Raw genomic sequence first — 15306 nt, forward strand, 5'->3', positions numbered from 1 at the left:
GCCGTCCGTAGAATCGGAGGCACTGTGGCCGAGCGCGAGAAGACCGAGATGACCGAGAACCGCACCATCAGCCGGATGTTCCCCGACGGGTCCGGACCGGCTGCCGATCCCGCCGGATCGCATTTCGAGCGGCGCATCCGCAGTTTTCAGCCACGCCGGAGCCGGGTCACCGCCGGTCAGGCCGATGTGCTGCGGCGGATGTGGGCCGACTGGGGTCTGGACATCGACGGGCAGCGCGTCCTCGACCCGGACGAGATGTTCGGCGGCCTCCCGGTCGTCCTGGAGATCGGTTTCGGGATGGGCGAGGCGACCGCGCGGATGGCCGCCGACGATCCCGCCACCGGGATCCTCGCCGTCGATGTGCACACTCCGGGCCAGGGCAATCTGCTCCGTATCGCGGAGCGCGAGGGCCTCTCCAACATCCGGGTGGCCAACGGCGACGCGATCATTCTGCTCCGGGAGATGCTGCCGGCCGAGTCCCTCGCGGGACTGCGCGTCTACTTTCCCGACCCGTGGCCCAAGAAGCGGCATCACAAGCGGCGGCTGATCCAGCCGGAGTTCCTGACGCTGGCCGCGAGCCGGCTGAAGCCCGGGGCCGTGCTGCACTGCGCGACCGACTGGGAGCCGTACGCCGAGCAGATGCTGGCCGTGCTCACGGACGATCCCGGCTTCGAGAACACCGAGCGGGACGGCGGCTACGCGCCGCGGCCCGCGTTCCGGCCGCTGACCCGCTTCGAGGGCCAGGGGCTCGACAAGGGCCATGTGGTGCACGACCTGCTGTTCCGCCGCGTCGCGGAGCTCCCGGCGCGCTGACGCGGCGCACGACCCGGCGGCGTGGCAGGACCCGCGCCGACCGGTACGGCGGCCGCCTCGCGGCGACCGCTGACGACGCCGGAATACCATCGCCAGTTGTCGGTGCCTCTCGTTAGGGTCAGCGGGTGTCAGAACCGTCCCCGCAGCGCCACGATCCACGTCCGGCGATCCCCGACTACCAGCGGCAGGAAGCGCTCGGCAGTCTGTGGACCGCCGTGCCGGAGCCCGCCCGCAGGCGCTACCGCCCGAGCGGTGCCTTCTGGCGCCACAAGGCGGTGCGAGCCGGGGCGGTGATCACGCTGCTCGCCCTCTGCGGCCTGCTGATCCTCGCGCTCGTCCGGGACCAGACCGGCACCCAGGGCTTTCTGGTCGGCCTCGGCCTCGCCGTGCTGCCCGTGCCACTGCTCATGGCGGCGTTCCGCTGGCTGGACCGCGTCGAGCCGGGGCCCTGGCGGAATCTGCTGTTCTCCTTCGCCTGGGGCGCCTGCGCCGCCGCCCTGGTCGCGATCATCGCGAACTCCTTCGCGACCCGCTGGATAGCCACCGCCACCGCCGACCCGGCCGGCGCGGAATCCCTCGGCGCCACGGTGATAGCCCCGGTCGTCGAGGAGAGCGCCAAGGCCGCGGCCGTCCTGCTGATCTTCCTCTTCCGCCGCCGGGACTTCACCGGGCTCGTCGACGGGGTCGTGATAGCGGGCTTCACCGCCACCGGCTTCGCCTTCACCGAGAACATCCTCTATCTCGGCAGCGCCTTCGGCGAGGACCAGTACAACGGCAGCTCCGGCCTCGCCTCCGTCACGGCCGCGACCTTCTTCGTACGGATCGTGCTGTCGCCGTTCGCGCATCCGCTGTTCACCGTGCTCACGGGCATCGGCTTCGGACTGGCGGCGACGGCCGGCCGCCGGCAGCGGCTGCGCCGGTTCGTCCTTCCGCCGCTCGGCCTGGCCCTGGCGATGGGCATGCACGCCCTGTGGAACGGCTCCTCGTCGGTCTTCGGCCCGTACGGCTTCTACGCGGTGTACGGGATCTTCATGGTCCCGGTCTTCGCTCTGCTGACCTGGCTGGTGATATGGAGCCGGCAGCGCGAGCTGCGCACGGTCTCGGCGGAGCTGCCCGCCTACGCCGCGGCCGGCTGGCTGACCCCGGCCGCGCCCCAGGCGCTCTCCTCCATGCGGGCGCGCACGATGGCACGCGACTTCGCGGCCCGTACGTACGGATCGAAGGCGGGCCGCGCGGTCGGTGAGTACGAGGCGTTCGCGACGTCTCTGGCGTTTCTGCGCCACCGGGCGCAGCGCGGCGTGGTGGGCCCGGACTTCGTCGAGCGTGAGCGGGAGCTGCTGCACCATCTGTGGCAGCGCAGAGAGATCGCCGGGCCCTCGCTGACCTACGCGGCGCGGGCGACGGGCCGGGTCCGGGTGCCGCCGCCGCACATCGACTACGACGGCTACAACCCGTACCGTCAGTACTGAGCGACCGGCACCGGCCCGGGCACCGGGGCCGGGCCCGTCAGAGCCTGGTGCCCAGTACGGCTCCGAGCAGCGTCAGCGCCAGAAACGCCAGGCCCCACACCATGCCCAGCCGGATGCACCGGTACTTGTACGCCACCGAGGCGGCCAGCACGGCGAACTGCCTGACGTCCCGCTCGACCGGATCGGTCCGGTCGAGTACGGCGCGGATCCGCGCGAGGGACATCGACCCGTCGGCTATGTCGCCGAAGTAGTTCACCTGCGCCTGTCCGGCGCCCGCGGAGTCCGGAGACGCGGCGGACGGCGGACCGCCGTCCTCGGCCACGGCGGCCGGCGGCTTGATGCGCGGCAGTACGGCCGCGCCCAGCAGGAACAGTGAGACGGCCGCCGCGCCGCAGCCCGTCCAGAAGAAGAGCTGTCCCGCGATCCCGAAGCGCAGCGGATCGATCACGCCGCCGCTCAGCGCGCCGATCAGCGCGGCGACAGCGACGCCGAGCGAAGCCAGCAGCAGACTGGACTTCTGGTCTGCCTTCGCCAGCTCCTCCCGCGTCTCCGTGAGCAATGTCCGCGCCAGCGCGCCGCCATTGCCATGCCGAGCCGATCCCGAATCCGGTTCCGATCCCGAATCCGACCCCGACGAAGAGGCTTCCGCCATGCTTTCCCCCGAGTGCTCTCTCCGAAGTGCGTGCCACCGCACATCCGCACAACAGTGTGGCACTCAGGACAAGTTGACGGCGATCACTCCACCGGCGGGACCGCCTCGGCACGGATCCGGCCTGCGCGGTTCTGAAGGCCCCGGACGTCAGCCGCCGGGCCGGCCTTCAGACGTCAGGCCGACGCGGCGGTGAGGTCTCCCAGCTCCTCCGCCGTCAGCTCCAGCTCGGTCGCCGCCAGCAGCGAGGGAAGCTGCTCAGGGATCCGCGCGGACGCGAGCGGCGCGACGACGGTCGGCTGCGCGGCCAGCCACGCCAGCGCGACGGTCGCGATCTCGGCGCCTCGCGCTCCGGCGATCCGGTCCAGCGCGTCGAGGACCTTCACACCGCGCTCGGTCTCCAGATGCTTGCCCGCGCCCTCGGCCCGCGCGCTCTCGACCTCCGTCCCCGGACGGTACTTCCCGGTGAGGAAACCGGAGGCCAGAGCGGAGTACGGCACGGCGGAGAGCCCGTAACGGGCCGCGGTGTCCTGGAGCGCGCCCTCGTACGTGTCGCGCGAGACCAGGTTGTAGTGCGGCTGGAGCGCCACATAGCGGGCCAGTCCCTCGCTCTCCGAGAAGGCGAGTGAGGCCGCGAGCCGGTCGGGACTGATGTTGGAGGCGGCGATGGCACGCACCTTGCCGTCCCTCACGAGCTGGTCGAGCGCGGTGATGATCTCCTCGACCGGCACGCTCGGGTCGTCGAAGTGCGTGTAGTACAGGTCGATGTAGTCCGTACGCAGCCGCCGCAGCGACTCCTCGGCGCCGGCCCTGATGGTCTCCGCCGAGAGGCCCATGTACCGCGGATGGCGGCCGACCTTGGTCGCGAGAAGCACCTCGGAGCGATTGCCACGTGAGGCGAACCAGTCGCCCAGGACCGTCTCCGACTCACCGCCCTCGTGACCCGGCGCCCAGGCGGAGTACATATCGGCGGTATCGACGAAGTTGCCGCCGACGGCGGCGTACGCGTCGAGCACGGCGAAGGACTGCTTCTCGTCGGAGGTCCAGCCGAAGACATTGCCACCGAGGGCGAACGGGAAGACCCGGAGGTCGGAGGTGCCCAGCTTGCGCAGATCAGTCATGGGTGAATTCAACCGCCTCGGTGGTACGCCGTATTCCGCTTCCGCGCCCTGTCCCGCACCTTTTTCCACGGTCTTTCCCTGCCGCTCGCTCGCACCGCTCGCAGGCACCGGCCGCACGCACCGGCCATGTGCGCCGTCCACAGGCGTTCCGGTGCGGGAACGGCCGACGGCTCCGACACCTGGAGGGAGCGTCGGAGCCGTCGGGACCGCGGGCTGAGTCAGGGTGTGAGGCCCTTGCCGCGCAGCCAGCTCATCGGGTCGATCCCCGCACCGTCCGGCGTGTGCACTTCGAGGTGCAGATGCGGACCGGTCACATTGCCGGTCGCGCCGACGCGCCCGATGACCTCGCCCGTGGAGACCTTCTGTCCGGCGCTGACGGTCATCGAGGACTGGTGGCAGTACCAGATCTCCGTACCGTCATCCAGCTCCAGGACCGTGCGGTAGCCGTACGAGCCCGACCAGCCGGCCGACTTGACGGTGCCGCTGTGCACGGCCTTGACCGGCGTACCCGTCGGGGCCGCGAAGTCCAGACCGGTGTGGTAGCCGGAGGACCACATGGAGCCGGCCTGACCGTAGGTCGAGGTGAGCGTGTACGAGGAGGTCGGGAGGGCGTAGCTGGCGGCCAGCTTGGCGAGACGCTCCGCCTCGGCCTTGGCTCTGGCCTCCGCCTCGGCCTTCTTCTTCGCCGCCGCGGCCTTCTTCTCGGCGTCGGTCTGCTGCTTCTTCGCCTCGGCCGCGGCCTTCTCGGCCGCCGCCGTCTCCGCGGCCGCCTGCTGCGCCGCGTCGGCCTCGCTCTGCTGCTGCTCGGCCTGCTGGAGGATGCGCGCCCGCAGGGCCTCGCCCGCGTCGGTGGTGCCCTGTTCGGCGTCGGCGGTGGTGAGGCCGGCCGTCGTGAGCGGAGCCGCGGCCAGGACGTTGTCCGGCTCGGCATCGTGCGACACGAGGGAGCCCACGCCCGGCAGCGACTTGGCGTCCGGGAGATTGTCCGTGATCGTGTCGGGCAGGGATATGGAGACAGCGGGCTTGTCCTGCGCGGTGGCTATGCCGCCCGCGCCGACGGCGGCTATGACGCCGACGCCGAGGACCGTGGAGCTACGGGCGATCCCATTGAGGGCGATCCCATTGCGCTGCTTGGCGACGCGGTGCCTGCCGCGTACGGGGCGGACGGACTCCTCGGTGGGGTTCCATTCACCCCATGCCCTGTCCGGCTCGATCCCGGAGGTGTGAGTTTCGAAGAGGGCTTCGGGGGCAGGCTGATTGGACGCCACAGGGGCGCACTCCTTTCCTTCCTTCTCGCCTACCGGGTTAGCTGACGGGTTCGGAGCAGGAAGGTCTCCTACGGGTGCTCTTTGCCGCACAGGGCAGCGAAGGACGCCCGATTCACCCCAATGTGTGGTTCCCCGGTTCCCTGGCGGGATTCGGCGCGTGCGCACGGCGCCGCCTCTTACGACGGCTGGGACGACCGCGCTGCGTTATCGAACGTTAATAGAGACCGGGGCTTTATTCCAAGCCGTTCCCGGTAATCGTTAACGACTTCGCATCGGACTTACCGGGATATAAATGGCCACAGTCGGACGAATTCTTCGCACCAGAAAGCCTCGGCCATTCCTGATGGTGTGTCAGATGTTATGCGCAGCGGTACCTGTCGATTACCGACAGTGAATCGACTCATGATTCGACTCGGGATCGACTCGGGATCGACTCGGGATCAACTCGGGATCAACTCGGCGAATCAGCCGCGCCGGCCGGCGCCAGGTCCGGGCCCACTCGCCGTCAAGGAGTGACGGGCGTCACACGACGCCACTCCGGCTGCTGCCAGTCGGCGGGCCGGCCGACCGCCAGCAGCGCCATGTCGTCCTGGCTCCCGCCACCCGTATGCAGCCGTACGTCCTCGATCAGCGCCTGCAACAGGTCGTCGGGCCCCTGGAAGATCCGTCCACTGAGGCGCTCGCTCGGGACGTAGAAGACTCCCTGGTCGTCGCGCGCCTCGGAGAGTCCGTCCGTGTAGAAGAGCAGCGTCGCCCCGTCCGGATACGCGGCCTCGTCGGCGCGGTCGGGCCAGGCGCCCAGTTCGCTCATCCCGAGAGGCAGCGCGGGATCGGTCGGTTCGAGGATCCGCACCACACCGTCACCGCCCAGCAGCAGCGGCTCGGGATGGCCCCGGTTGACCAGCCGCACCACATTGCCGCTGTGCGGGATCTCGGCCAGCACGGCCGTGGTGAATCCCTCGAAGGCGTCAAGCCCGTCCCGCCGCGAGCCCTCGCGTGTGATGGCACGCTCCAGCCGCTGCGCCACTCCCTCCAGCGTGGTCTCCTGCTCGGCGGCCTCGCGGAAGGAGCCGATGACCACGGCCACCGCTTCGACCGCCTCAAGCCCCTTCCCGCGTACGTCTCCGACCACCAGCCGCACTCCGTACGGCGTGTCCTGCACGGCGAACAGGTCACCGCCGATGAAGGCGCCCTCCTGCGCCGCCTCGTACCGCGCGGCGATACGGAGTCCGCCGATCCGCTCGGCGGGTCTCGGCAGCACCGCCCGCTGCGCGGTCTCGGCGATGATGCGGGCGGAGGCGAGGCGCTCGCCGCTGCGCCGGACGACGCCGTTGATGTACAGCGCGAGGATGGAGACGGTCAGCACGGTCAGCAGCTCGGTGAGCGACGCCGGATCCGTCATCGACTGGTTGTGGAAATTCAGTCCCAGCTCGGCGATCAGCGCGGCGAGAGCGACCAGCAGCGTACCGAGCATCGGGTAGAACGGCGCGGCGACCAGCGGAGCGGCCGCGAAGAGCGGAGAGGCGGTGATCCGCGCGGGCGTCACCAGATCCAGCACCACACCGGCGACGATCACCAGGCCGGGCAGGATACGGACCAGCCCGCGGCCGGAGCGGCGGCCCACACCGTGGCTCGCGCTGCGGCTGGTGACGCGGCCGGTGCTGCCGGCGCCCGCCCAGAAACCCGTCCTGTCCTCGGCCCAGAACCCGGCCTCGTCCCCGCCGCGGCGGTCGCCGCCGCCGATGCCCTCTCCGAGCTTCCCTAGCTTCACCACCAGTGGTCTCCTGCCGGTCCGCTACGGCTGCGGACGGTACCGCGCTCCACCCAGGCTGATCGCTGCCGCTTCCGGCGGCGACTCGCCTTCGGCCGAGTGGGCTACGAGGCCGGTTCCCGCGGGCCGGACCCTCACGGGTCGGACGGCCAGGCGGGCAGCCGGCCGGGCAGTCGGTTCAATCGGTCAGATGGCGCTCGGCGTGCACCTTCATGGCGTCCGTACGAGCACAGCCGTCCCTTCACCGTACTTGCCACAACCGGCGAAACGTGGATCATCCATGTACCGCCGTGCGATGCCGATGACAATCGGTCCGGCGACCTCGGCGATGACCGACAGCCGCGCGCGGTGACGCTGTCAGACGCAGAGGACAGCCGCCGGACGCGGTGGGCCGCACACGACGAAGGCCCGGATCCTCAGGATCCGGGCCTTCGTTCTCTTCGAAGTAGCGGGGACAGGATTTGAACCTGCGACCTCTGGGTTATGAGCCCAGCGAGCTACCGAGCTGCTCCACCCCGCGTCGTTGAATCTGACTCTACGCCATCCAGAGCAAGATCATCACCACTCGGTGTCGCGGCCGGTGCGCGACCCGGCGATACGCCGGATCAGGCCGCCTCGACGACATCGGCCCGCACCGCCGCCGCCCACTCCACCAGAAGCCGCTGATAGCGCTCCTGCTCGGCGGGCGGGAGCGCACCGCCGGCCCGCGCCCACAGGGCACGGATCTCCGTGTTGACAACAGCGGCGGACCTGACGGAACCGCGATCACCGGACGCAGCACAAGCGGACGAGGAAGCGAACATGAGAGCAAGGCTACGGCCAGCCACTGACAATCGGCAGAGCGTATCCCTCCGGGCCCTGTCCGATGGATCGCCGGTGGCCCGCGACAACCGGCACGGCACCTCGCCGCCGCCTTGCGATATCTCGCACCGGACGCCGCGGGATGATCCACGAAGATGGACCGGACAGCGCCTAGGCTTAGACCGGTGATCGAAACCTTCGTGTTCGACGTCGGCGAGACCCTCGTACGCGACGACCGTTACTGGGCTTCCTGGGCCGACTGGCTGGGCATTCCCCGGCACACCATCTCCGCCCTCGTCGGCGCGGCCACCGTCCAGAACCGGGACAATGCCGACGCCCTGCGGCTCATCAAGCCCGGCATGGATGTCGGCGAGGCCTATCGCGCCAGAGAAGCCGCGGGCCGCGGCGAACACCTCGACGAGTCCGATCTCTATCCCGACGTACGGCCCGCGCTGGCGGGCCTCCAGGCGCTCGGCGTCCGGGTCGTCCTCGCGGGCAACCAGACCGTCAAGGCCGGAGAGCTGCTGCGCGGCCTCGATCTTCCCGCCGATCTCATCGTCACCTCCGGCGAATGGGGCGTCGCCAAGCCGTCGCAGGAATTCTTCGCACGCGTCATCGACGTGGCGAAGGCCCCGCCCGAGACGACGGCGTATGTCGGTGACCATCCCGCGTACGACCTGTTCCCCGCCGTGGAGGCCGGTCTGCGCACCGTCCATCTGCGGCGCGGACCCTGGGGCTATCTGTGGGCGGACGACCCGGATGTGATCGCGGCGGCGGACTGGCGGATCGACAGCCTGACGCAGCTCACATCGATCGTCGCGGACTGAACAGCGCCGGGCCGTCACGCGGACCGGGCCCGGTCCGGCCGGACTGGCGGCCCACGCGAGTTGGCGCACACTTGAAGTGCGCGCGCTCCCTGCCGGTGCGGGGGGGCTCATTGGCATCGCGGGCACTCTTCGCCGACCGTTCCTGGCCACCTCGTGACCAGGAGGAGCCATGCCCATCGCCCGCTCTCCTCCGGCGGTCACAGCCGGTGGCGTGCTCGTACGAAGGAGTCCGCGATGGAATTCGATGTGATCGTCGAGATCCCGCAGGGATCGCGCAACAAGTACGAGATGGACCACAAGGCGGGCCGCATCCGGCTGGACCGGATGCTGTTCACCGCCACCCGCTATCCGGCCGATTACGGCTATATCGAAGGCACCCTCGGCCGGGACGGCGATCCGCTGGACGCGCTCGTGCTGGTCGGTGAGCGGACCTTTCCCGGCTGCGTGATCCGCTGTCGGGCAATCGGCATGTTCATGATGAGCGATGAGAAAGGGCCGGACGAGAAGGTCCTGTGTGTGCCGGCCCAGGACCCACGCCGCGCCGGTACGCGGGACATCAGCGACGTCTCCGAGTTCGATCTGCTGGAGATCAGCCACTTCTTCGAGGTCTACAAGGACCTGGAGCCCGGCAAGTCCGTGGAGGGCTCGCACTGGGAGGGCCGCGAACAGGCGTACCGGGAGATCGACGCCTCCAGGGCCCGCGCCGTCGAGCAGGCGGGCGCCGGATGAGCGGCGGGCTCCGGCCGCCGGTGCGGCAGCGACGCGGCAGCCCGGGCGGAGGACGTTCCAGGAATCGCGGGGCCGATCCGGGAGGCCGTTCCTGATGCTGCGTATCGCGCGTCTGCACGCCACCGAGATCCTCGACTCCCGCGCCCGCCCCACGCTCGCCGTGACCCTGACCACCGACAGCGGTCTGCGTGTCCGGGCCGGCGTCCCCTCCGGAGAGTCCACCGGCTCCCGGGAGGCGGCCGAACTGCGCGACGGCGACCCGCACCGCTTCGCCGGACAGGGAGTTCAGCAGGCGGTCTCCCATGTGAACGTCCAGATCGCCCACGCACTCGTCGGCCAGCGGTTCGCGTCGGTCGCGGACGTGGACGCGGCGCTGACCGAGCTCGACGGCACCGCCGACAAGTCACGCCTGGGCGCCAACGCCGTCATCGGGGTCTCGCTGGCCGCCGCCCGCGCGCAGGCCACGCTCTACGGGCGCGAGTTGTGGCAGGACATCGCCGCGCTCTCCGGCGCGCCGCCGCTGCTGCCGGTGCCGCACTTCAATGTCGTCGACGGCGGCGCGCACGCCGCCAACAACCTGGACTTCCAGGAATTCATGATCGCCCCGCTCGGCGCTCCCAGTCTCCCGGAGGCCGTGCGCGCGGGTGCCGAGATCTACGGGCGTCTCAAGGCCCGTCTCACCGCCGGCAGACAGGTGGCCGGCCTGGGTGACGAGGGCGGCTTCGCTCCGGCAGTCGACCGTCCCGAAGACGTCCTGCGAGAGATGGTGGCCGCCATCACGGACGCCGGCTACACGCCCGGCCGTGACGGCGTCGCCATCGCGCTCGATCCGGCCGCCAGTGAGTTCCGCGGCCCGGACGGCCGCTATCGGATCGCCGGTGAACCGCTGACCTCCGACGAACTCATCGACCGCTACGAGGAGATCACGCACCGCTTTCCGGTGTGGTCCATCGAGGACGGCCTGGGCGAGGACGACTGGGACGGCTGGGCACGGCTGACCGCACGCCTGGGAGAGCGGATCCAGATCGTGGGCGACGATCTGTTCGTCACCAGTCCGGCGATCATCGCCGAGGCGGTACGGAAGAAGGTCGCGAACTCCGCGCTCATCAAGGTCAACCAGATCGGCACGGTCACCGAAACCCTGGAGGCCGTCCGGGTCAGCCGGGAAGCCGGCTACACCCAGATGGTCTCCCATCGCTCCGGCGAGACGGAGGACTCCTTCATCGCCGACCTCGCCGTCGGCGCGGGCTGCGGACAGTTCAAGTCCGGCGCTCCGGCCCGCGGCGAACGCGTCGCCAAGTACAACAGGCTGCTGGAGATCGCCGATCTGGATCCCGGACTTCCGTTCGGTCTCACCTCGGGATGACCAGGCGCGCGGCCCTCCGCCGTCAGACCCATACCGCCTGGGCCACGGCGACGCCGGCGAAGACCGCGCCGAGCCCGGCGACCACGCTGCCGACGACATTGGCGGCGGCATAGAACCTGGCTCCGTCCTCGGCCAGCCGCAGCGTCTCGTAACTGAACGTCGAATACGTCGTCAGAGCGCCGCACAGTCCGGTCCCGATGAACAACTGGGCCTGCGAGGACGCGGCTCCGGCCGTGGCCGCGCCGGTCAACAGCCCGAGGATCAGACAGCCCGCGACATTGACGGTGAAGGTGCCCCAGGGAAAGACGGTGTCGTGGCGACGCTGCACGGCGCGGTCGGTCAGATACCGCAGCGGGGCGCCGATGGCCGCGCCGAGAACGACCAGCAGCCAGTTCACCGGCTCTCCTCCGGGCTCTCTCCGCCGCTTTCTCCGCTGCCTTCTCCACGGCTCTCTCCACGGCCGACATGCCGGATGACCCGGCAGTCGTCCAGGATCACCAGCCCCTCGCTGACCACCTCGTCGAGCTGCGGAAGAAAGGCCTCGATCTTCTCCTCGGTGTCCACGATCACGACGGCCACCGGCAGTTCCTCGCTCAGCGACAGCAGCCGCTGAGTGTGGATCAGCGAGGACACGCCGAACCCCTCGATTCCCCGGAACACGCTGGCTCCCGCCAGTCCCGCCCTGTGCGCCCGGTGCACGATCTCCGTATAGAGAGGCTTGTGGTGCCACAGGTCGGTCTCTCCGAGGAAGACCGTCACCCGTACGGCCCTGCCGGTCAGCCTGGTCATGATTGCCTCCACGCCACCACGCGGCGGGTCGCCCACACCGCACTCCACACCGCCGCGAGCGCCGCGAGCAGCGTCAGTCCCAGGTAGGCGATACCCGTAGGGGCATCGCCGGTGTCCACCAGACGCTGGATGTCCACCGCGTAGGTGGAGAAGGTGGTGAACCCGCCCAGCACGCCGGTCCCGAAGAACGGCCGCACCAGCCGGTGCGCCGCCCACAGATCACTGATCACCACCATGAATACGCCGATCACGGCGCATCCCACGACATTCACCGCCAGCGTCGTCCATGGAAAGGCGCCCGAGGCGGTGGGCCACAGGAGAGACGCTCCGTAACGCGCCGAGGCGCCGATCGAACCGCCGAGCGCCACGACGGCCACCACCGACCAGGGCACCCGGGCGCGCCGAGGACGCCGCTCGGGCAGCGGAGGACCGACATCGGGATCGATGGGCTCGTTCACCGCTCGGAACCGCCGGTTCTCCATGTCCGCGCATCTCCTACTCGCAGGGCGCCCGCGCACGGGCGCGCTCCATCGCAAGTAGGGACCGTTGGCGGCCTCGGCCGCGGTTCGGGTACGGCGGGCCCCACCGCCGTACGGCCGCCAACCAGGGCCGCCGTACGGTCCAGGCTAGCGTCACGGCGCCGCGCGAGGCCACGCGGAGCCACCGGATGGGAGCCGGCGTACGGTGCGGCGGCATGAGCGGCTCAGCGCACGGTGCGTACGCCGACCCAGCGCGCGCCCGGTCCGGCGGGAGCGCGTTCACCGGCCTCGGCCTGGGCCGCTGCTTCCGCCTCCGCCTCCGCGAACTCTCGCTTGTGCAGAGCACGCAGGCCGTACAGATGCGCCGTCTCCGGCGGCCTGAGCGCGAGCCGGGACAGGTCGTCCATCGCCACGAACATCGGCTCCCGGCCCTCCTCACACCGCCGGGGCTCGCCGGTGAGCAGTTCCGACGGGATGAGAATGATCTCGACCAGATAGCGCCCGGTCACCTGGTCGTGCACGTCCAGAACGAACGCGCAGTGCATCGCGTCAGCCGTCAGACCCGTTTCCTCACGCAGCTCGCGCCGCGCGCAGGCGATCAGTCCTTCCTCGGCCCAGACATGGCCTCCGGGCAGCTTCCACACCTCGGAGCCGTTCTCCACACTGCGCACAAGCAGCAGCGCGTCACCCCGGAAAACCGCGACCGAGCAGCGGGTTTCTGTCGCTTGCGAAAACCTGGACATCTGCACGGGGCACCTCTGTGGTCCGGCGTACCCAGGAGGGCGCGCGACCCAGCCGGTCACCGACCATGTCGGCGGTCACGCCGGACAGGCCCTCGTCGCCGGTGCGACTTCCATCGTCGCGCCGGCCGGCCGCTCCGGCAACCCGCCGGCCCGGCTCTCGCCCTGTGTCGTACGAGGTCAGCGGCGCCTGTCGGGCGCGGTGGATAACTTCTCGCTTCGGTCCAGGAAAATCTATCGTGGCTGAGGTAGACATCTGAAGCCACTGTGGCTAGGTTTTCTTCTGTAGCCAACGAAGTCGTCAGAGCGCGGCAGGGATGAACTGCCGCGCGCGGTATCACGGCACGGCAGTGGAGCCGTGGGGCCAGGAAGCACGAGAAGGTCTCACGACTGATTGCCGGGCCGGGCGGCCCCAGGGGCCGCCGGGCACCACCGAGAGAAGAGCAGTACCCGCCACATTGATGAGAGAGAGGAGTAGACGCCATCAGGATCGCCCGGGCGAGGACCAGTCCGCCCGGGTACCGCAGGCCCCGGAATGGAAGGTGGTCCCCGGTCACGCATTCGCGATCCCCGCACTCCCGTCCTCCCAGGCGGGCACGCGGAAACAGAGAGCCGGCACAAAGCGCCGGCGGATGGTGTTGAAATCCCTCGGGGCCCTGGTGCCGTAAGGCGCCAGGGCCCCTCGACGCGTCCCAGAAGAGGTGCAAGTGAACTCAGAGACCAAACCGCACGCCACCGACCGATTCGACGATGACGACTACCCGGCGTACACGATGGGCCGTGCCGCCGAGATGATCGGCACCACGCCCGCCTTCCTCCGCGCCATCGGAGAAGCCCGGCTGATCACGCCTCTGCGGTCCGAGGGCGGCCACCGCCGCTACTCCCGGTATCAGCTCCGGATCGCCGCCCGCGCCCGCGAACTCGTCGACCAGGGCACTCCCGTCGAGGCCGCCTGCCGCATCGTCATCCTGGAAGACCAGCTCGAAGAAGCCCTGCGGCTCAACGAGGAACTGCGCCGCCCTCCGGCGGACTCCGGAGAGGCCGCCGATTCCTGAGACGGCGGAGCTCCGGCCCGCCTCGCGGCGACTCCGTACCGGACCACGGGCCGGCCGTCGCGTCATGCGCCTCGCTCGACGGCAGTGAATATCTATTCTCGCAAGTACAGAAATTAGTGCAATGCGCCATGAGAGTTTATTGCGCGGCAAGTGGAGCGAAAAGCCCGCCGCCCTCGACCGCACATGCCGTGCTATTGTTAATGGCAGTTGCAGTTGTGGTTCCCAAAGACTTCAAGTGCTCTTTCCGGCTCTCCATGTCGGAGGGTGCGCTTTTGTATTTCCGGTGCTGTTCTCCGGACGGGGCGATCATCGCGGCGACGCGGGGCTCGCACAGTGCGGGCTCCGGGCACTGCCCTGAAGGAGATTTTGATATGGCTACTGGCACCGTGAAGTGGTTCAACGCGGAAAAGGGTTTCGGCTTCATCGAGCAGGACGGCGGCGGCGCTGACGTCTTCGCCCACTACTCGAACATCGCCGCCTCCGGCTTCCGTGAGCTTCAGGAAGGTCAGAAGGTGAACTTCGACGTCACGCAGGGCCAGAAGGGCCCGCAGGCCGAGAACATCGTTCCCGCCTGACGCTGACGCGTACGACGTAGCCGGGACCCGCACCTCGGGGTGCGGGCCCCGGCTCGTCGCTTTTTTGTGCTCCGTGAGCCGTGACGGCTTCACGAGCGCCGGCGGAGACAGCGTGCGCTGTCGAACCGCCTGTGGCACGGCGGGCAGGAAGTCCGCCGCCGACCCACTCTGATCCGGCATCCAGGACCGTTGTTTTCCCGGCGGATGCCGACCCCTTTTGAAGCAATGGGACCGCCTTATTTCACCCTGCTTCATTTCGTCTTTTCTTCGGCTCGTTCTTGCGACTCCTCATGCGGCCCATTGCTGCCGAGAGTTCCTCGATACGCGCCGCATCGAGGAAGGTTCCGCATGAACCGCACAGCTCGTACAAACGACCGCGACCGCTACTCCCGTACCAGGACCGGCGGTTCCGCCGGCGCCGGCCGGAGCCGCTTCGGCTCGCAGGGAAACCGCTCGGGAGCTCCGGCCCGTTCCGGCGCGCCGAGCCGCTCGGGCGGTTACGGACGGCGTCCCGCCGCGCAGCAGGGAGAGTTCGCTCTTCCGGTCACGCTCACTCCGGCGCTGCCCGCCGTCACGTCCTTCGCCGAACTGGAGATGCCGGACACGCTGAAGGCGTCCCTGGCCGCCGAAGGCATGGCCGTGCCCTTCCCGATCCAGGCGGCGACGCTGCCGAACTCGCTGGCCGGACGGGATGTGCTGGGCCGGGGCCGTACCGGTTCGGGCAAGACCCTCGCCTTCGGCCTGGCCCTCCTCGCCCGTACGGCGGGGCAGCGGGCGCAGCCGCGGCAGCCGCTGGCGCTGGTCCTGGTGCCGACCCGGGAGCTGGCGCAGCAGGTGACCGACGCGCTCACGCC

Annotated in this window: 17 protein-coding genes, 1 tRNA gene and 1 riboswitch; of the genes, 8 read left to right on the forward strand and 10 right to left on the reverse strand. The window is 69.7% G+C overall.

Features of this window, described 5'->3' with window-relative positions; all coding sequences use genetic code 11:
• Positions 1-48 precede the first annotated feature (48 nt).
• Positions 49-813, forward strand: coding sequence for a tRNA (guanosine(46)-N7)-methyltransferase TrmB (gene trmB, locus PV679_RS33410; protein ID WP_319684739.1), 765 nt, complete (start codon positions 49-51; stop codon positions 811-813).
• 125 nt (positions 814-938) lie between these two features.
• Complete coding sequence (locus tag PV679_RS33415) at positions 939-2282, forward strand: PrsW family intramembrane metalloprotease (RefSeq protein WP_319684712.1); 1344 nt, start codon at positions 939-941, stop codon at positions 2280-2282.
• A gap of 37 nt (positions 2283-2319) precedes the next feature.
• On the opposite strand, the gene PV679_RS33420 is transcribed toward PV679_RS33415, so the two are convergent.
• From PV679_RS33420 to PV679_RS33445, 6 genes are all read right to left on the reverse strand, one after another.
• Positions 2320-2841 (reverse strand): Pycsar system effector family protein, encoded by a 522-nt coding sequence (locus tag PV679_RS33420; RefSeq protein WP_319684714.1) that lies wholly within the window; start codon positions 2839-2841, stop codon positions 2320-2322.
• A 266-nt stretch (positions 2842-3107) separates the two neighbouring features.
• Positions 3108-4052 carry an aldo/keto reductase gene (locus tag PV679_RS33425; protein ID WP_319684716.1) on the reverse strand — a complete coding sequence of 315 codons (945 nt, stop codon included), beginning with the start codon at positions 4050-4052 and terminating at the stop codon, positions 3108-3110.
• A 218-nt stretch (positions 4053-4270) separates the two neighbouring features.
• Positions 4271-5320 carry a M23 family metallopeptidase gene (locus tag PV679_RS33430; RefSeq protein WP_319684717.1) on the reverse strand — a complete coding sequence of 350 codons (1050 nt, stop codon included), beginning with the start codon at positions 5318-5320 and terminating at the stop codon, positions 4271-4273.
• 11 nt (positions 5321-5331) lie between these two features.
• A riboswitch (cyclic di-AMP (ydaO/yuaA leader) is annotated at positions 5332-5486 on the reverse strand.
• A gap of 339 nt (positions 5487-5825) precedes the next feature.
• Positions 5826-7094 (reverse strand): PP2C family protein-serine/threonine phosphatase, encoded by a 1269-nt coding sequence (locus tag PV679_RS33435; RefSeq protein WP_416069860.1) that lies wholly within the window; start codon positions 7092-7094, stop codon positions 5826-5828.
• Between the two features lie 443 nt (positions 7095-7537).
• A tRNA-Met gene (locus tag PV679_RS33440) sits at positions 7538-7611 on the reverse strand.
• An 85-nt stretch (positions 7612-7696) separates the two neighbouring features.
• A complete protein-coding gene (locus PV679_RS33445) occupies positions 7697-7894 on the reverse strand; it encodes a hypothetical protein (protein WP_319684719.1) in 198 nt (65 codons plus the stop codon).
• 186 nt (positions 7895-8080) lie between these two features.
• On the opposite strand from PV679_RS33445, the gene PV679_RS33450 reads away from it, so the two are divergent.
• The 3 genes from PV679_RS33450 (at position 8081) to eno (ending at position 10814) form a co-directional block, all read left to right on the forward strand.
• On the forward strand, positions 8081-8719 hold the full coding sequence (locus PV679_RS33450) for an HAD family hydrolase (protein ID WP_319684743.1): 639 nt from the start codon (positions 8081-8083) through the stop codon (positions 8717-8719).
• A 234-nt stretch (positions 8720-8953) separates the two neighbouring features.
• A complete protein-coding gene (locus PV679_RS33455) occupies positions 8954-9448 on the forward strand; it encodes an inorganic diphosphatase (protein WP_319684721.1) in 495 nt (164 codons plus the stop codon).
• Between the two features lie 91 nt (positions 9449-9539).
• Complete coding sequence (eno, locus tag PV679_RS33460) at positions 9540-10814, forward strand: phosphopyruvate hydratase (protein ID WP_319684745.1); 1275 nt, start codon at positions 9540-9542, stop codon at positions 10812-10814.
• Between the two features lie 22 nt (positions 10815-10836).
• Here eno and crcB (PV679_RS33465) read toward each other — a convergent pair whose 3' ends face one another.
• From crcB (PV679_RS33465) to PV679_RS33480, 4 genes are all read right to left on the reverse strand, one after another.
• Positions 10837-11211: a fluoride efflux transporter CrcB gene (gene crcB, locus PV679_RS33465; RefSeq protein WP_319684723.1), complete on the reverse strand. Its 375-nt coding sequence runs from the start codon at positions 11209-11211 to the stop codon at positions 10837-10839.
• The gene (locus PV679_RS33470; RefSeq protein WP_319684725.1) at positions 11208-11603 is read right to left on the reverse strand and encodes a DUF190 domain-containing protein; all 396 of its coding nucleotides are present in this window, start codon (positions 11601-11603) and stop codon (positions 11208-11210) included. Before PV679_RS33470 ends, crcB (PV679_RS33465) begins: the two co-directional genes overlap by 4 nt.
• Entirely contained in the window at positions 11600-12085 is a 486-nt protein-coding gene (gene crcB, locus PV679_RS33475) for a fluoride efflux transporter CrcB (protein ID WP_319684726.1), read from the reverse strand. The genes PV679_RS33470 and crcB (PV679_RS33475) overlap by 4 nt, the downstream gene beginning before the upstream one ends.
• A gap of 221 nt (positions 12086-12306) precedes the next feature.
• The gene (locus PV679_RS33480; protein ID WP_319684728.1) at positions 12307-12825 is read right to left on the reverse strand and encodes an NUDIX hydrolase; all 519 of its coding nucleotides are present in this window, start codon (positions 12823-12825) and stop codon (positions 12307-12309) included.
• 704 nt (positions 12826-13529) lie between these two features.
• On the opposite strand from PV679_RS33480, the gene PV679_RS33485 reads away from it, so the two are divergent.
• The 3 genes from PV679_RS33485 to PV679_RS33495 all read left to right on the forward strand — a co-directional run.
• Entirely contained in the window at positions 13530-13877 is a 348-nt protein-coding gene (locus tag PV679_RS33485; RefSeq protein ID WP_319684731.1) for a MerR family transcriptional regulator, read from the forward strand.
• A 371-nt stretch (positions 13878-14248) separates the two neighbouring features.
• Positions 14249-14452, forward strand: a complete 204-nt coding sequence (locus PV679_RS33490; RefSeq protein WP_319684733.1) for a cold-shock protein — start codon at positions 14249-14251, stop codon at positions 14450-14452.
• A gap of 348 nt (positions 14453-14800) precedes the next feature.
• The coding region (locus PV679_RS33495; protein WP_319684734.1) for a DEAD/DEAH box helicase at positions 14801-15306 on the forward strand (506 nt) is incomplete at its 3' end.

The organism is Streptomyces sp. AK02-01A, from assembly GCF_033795305.1.
Classification (GTDB): Bacteria; Actinomycetota; Actinomycetes; order Streptomycetales; family Streptomycetaceae; genus Streptomyces.

Coding starts and splice junctions, on each gene's coding strand:
- trmB (WP_319684739.1), top strand. CDS start 49: ATGACCGAGAACCGCACCATCAGCCGGATGTTCCCCGACGGGTCCGGA.
- PV679_RS33480 (WP_319684728.1), bottom strand. CDS start 12,825: ATGTCCAGGTTTTCGCAAGCGACAGAAACCCGCTGCTCGGTCGCGGTT.
- crcB (WP_319684726.1), bottom strand. CDS start 12,085: ATGGAGAACCGGCGGTTCCGAGCGGTGAACGAGCCCATCGATCCCGAT.
- PV679_RS33425 (WP_319684716.1), bottom strand. CDS start 4,052: ATGACTGATCTGCGCAAGCTGGGCACCTCCGACCTCCGGGTCTTCCCG.
- PV679_RS33455 (WP_319684721.1), top strand. CDS start 8,954: ATGGAATTCGATGTGATCGTCGAGATCCCGCAGGGATCGCGCAACAAG.
- PV679_RS33470 (WP_319684725.1), bottom strand. CDS start 11,603: ATGACCAGGCTGACCGGCAGGGCCGTACGGGTGACGGTCTTCCTCGGA.
- PV679_RS33445 (WP_319684719.1), bottom strand. CDS start 7,894: ATGTTCGCTTCCTCGTCCGCTTGTGCTGCGTCCGGTGATCGCGGTTCC.
- PV679_RS33490 (WP_319684733.1), top strand. CDS start 14,249: ATGGCTACTGGCACCGTGAAGTGGTTCAACGCGGAAAAGGGTTTCGGC.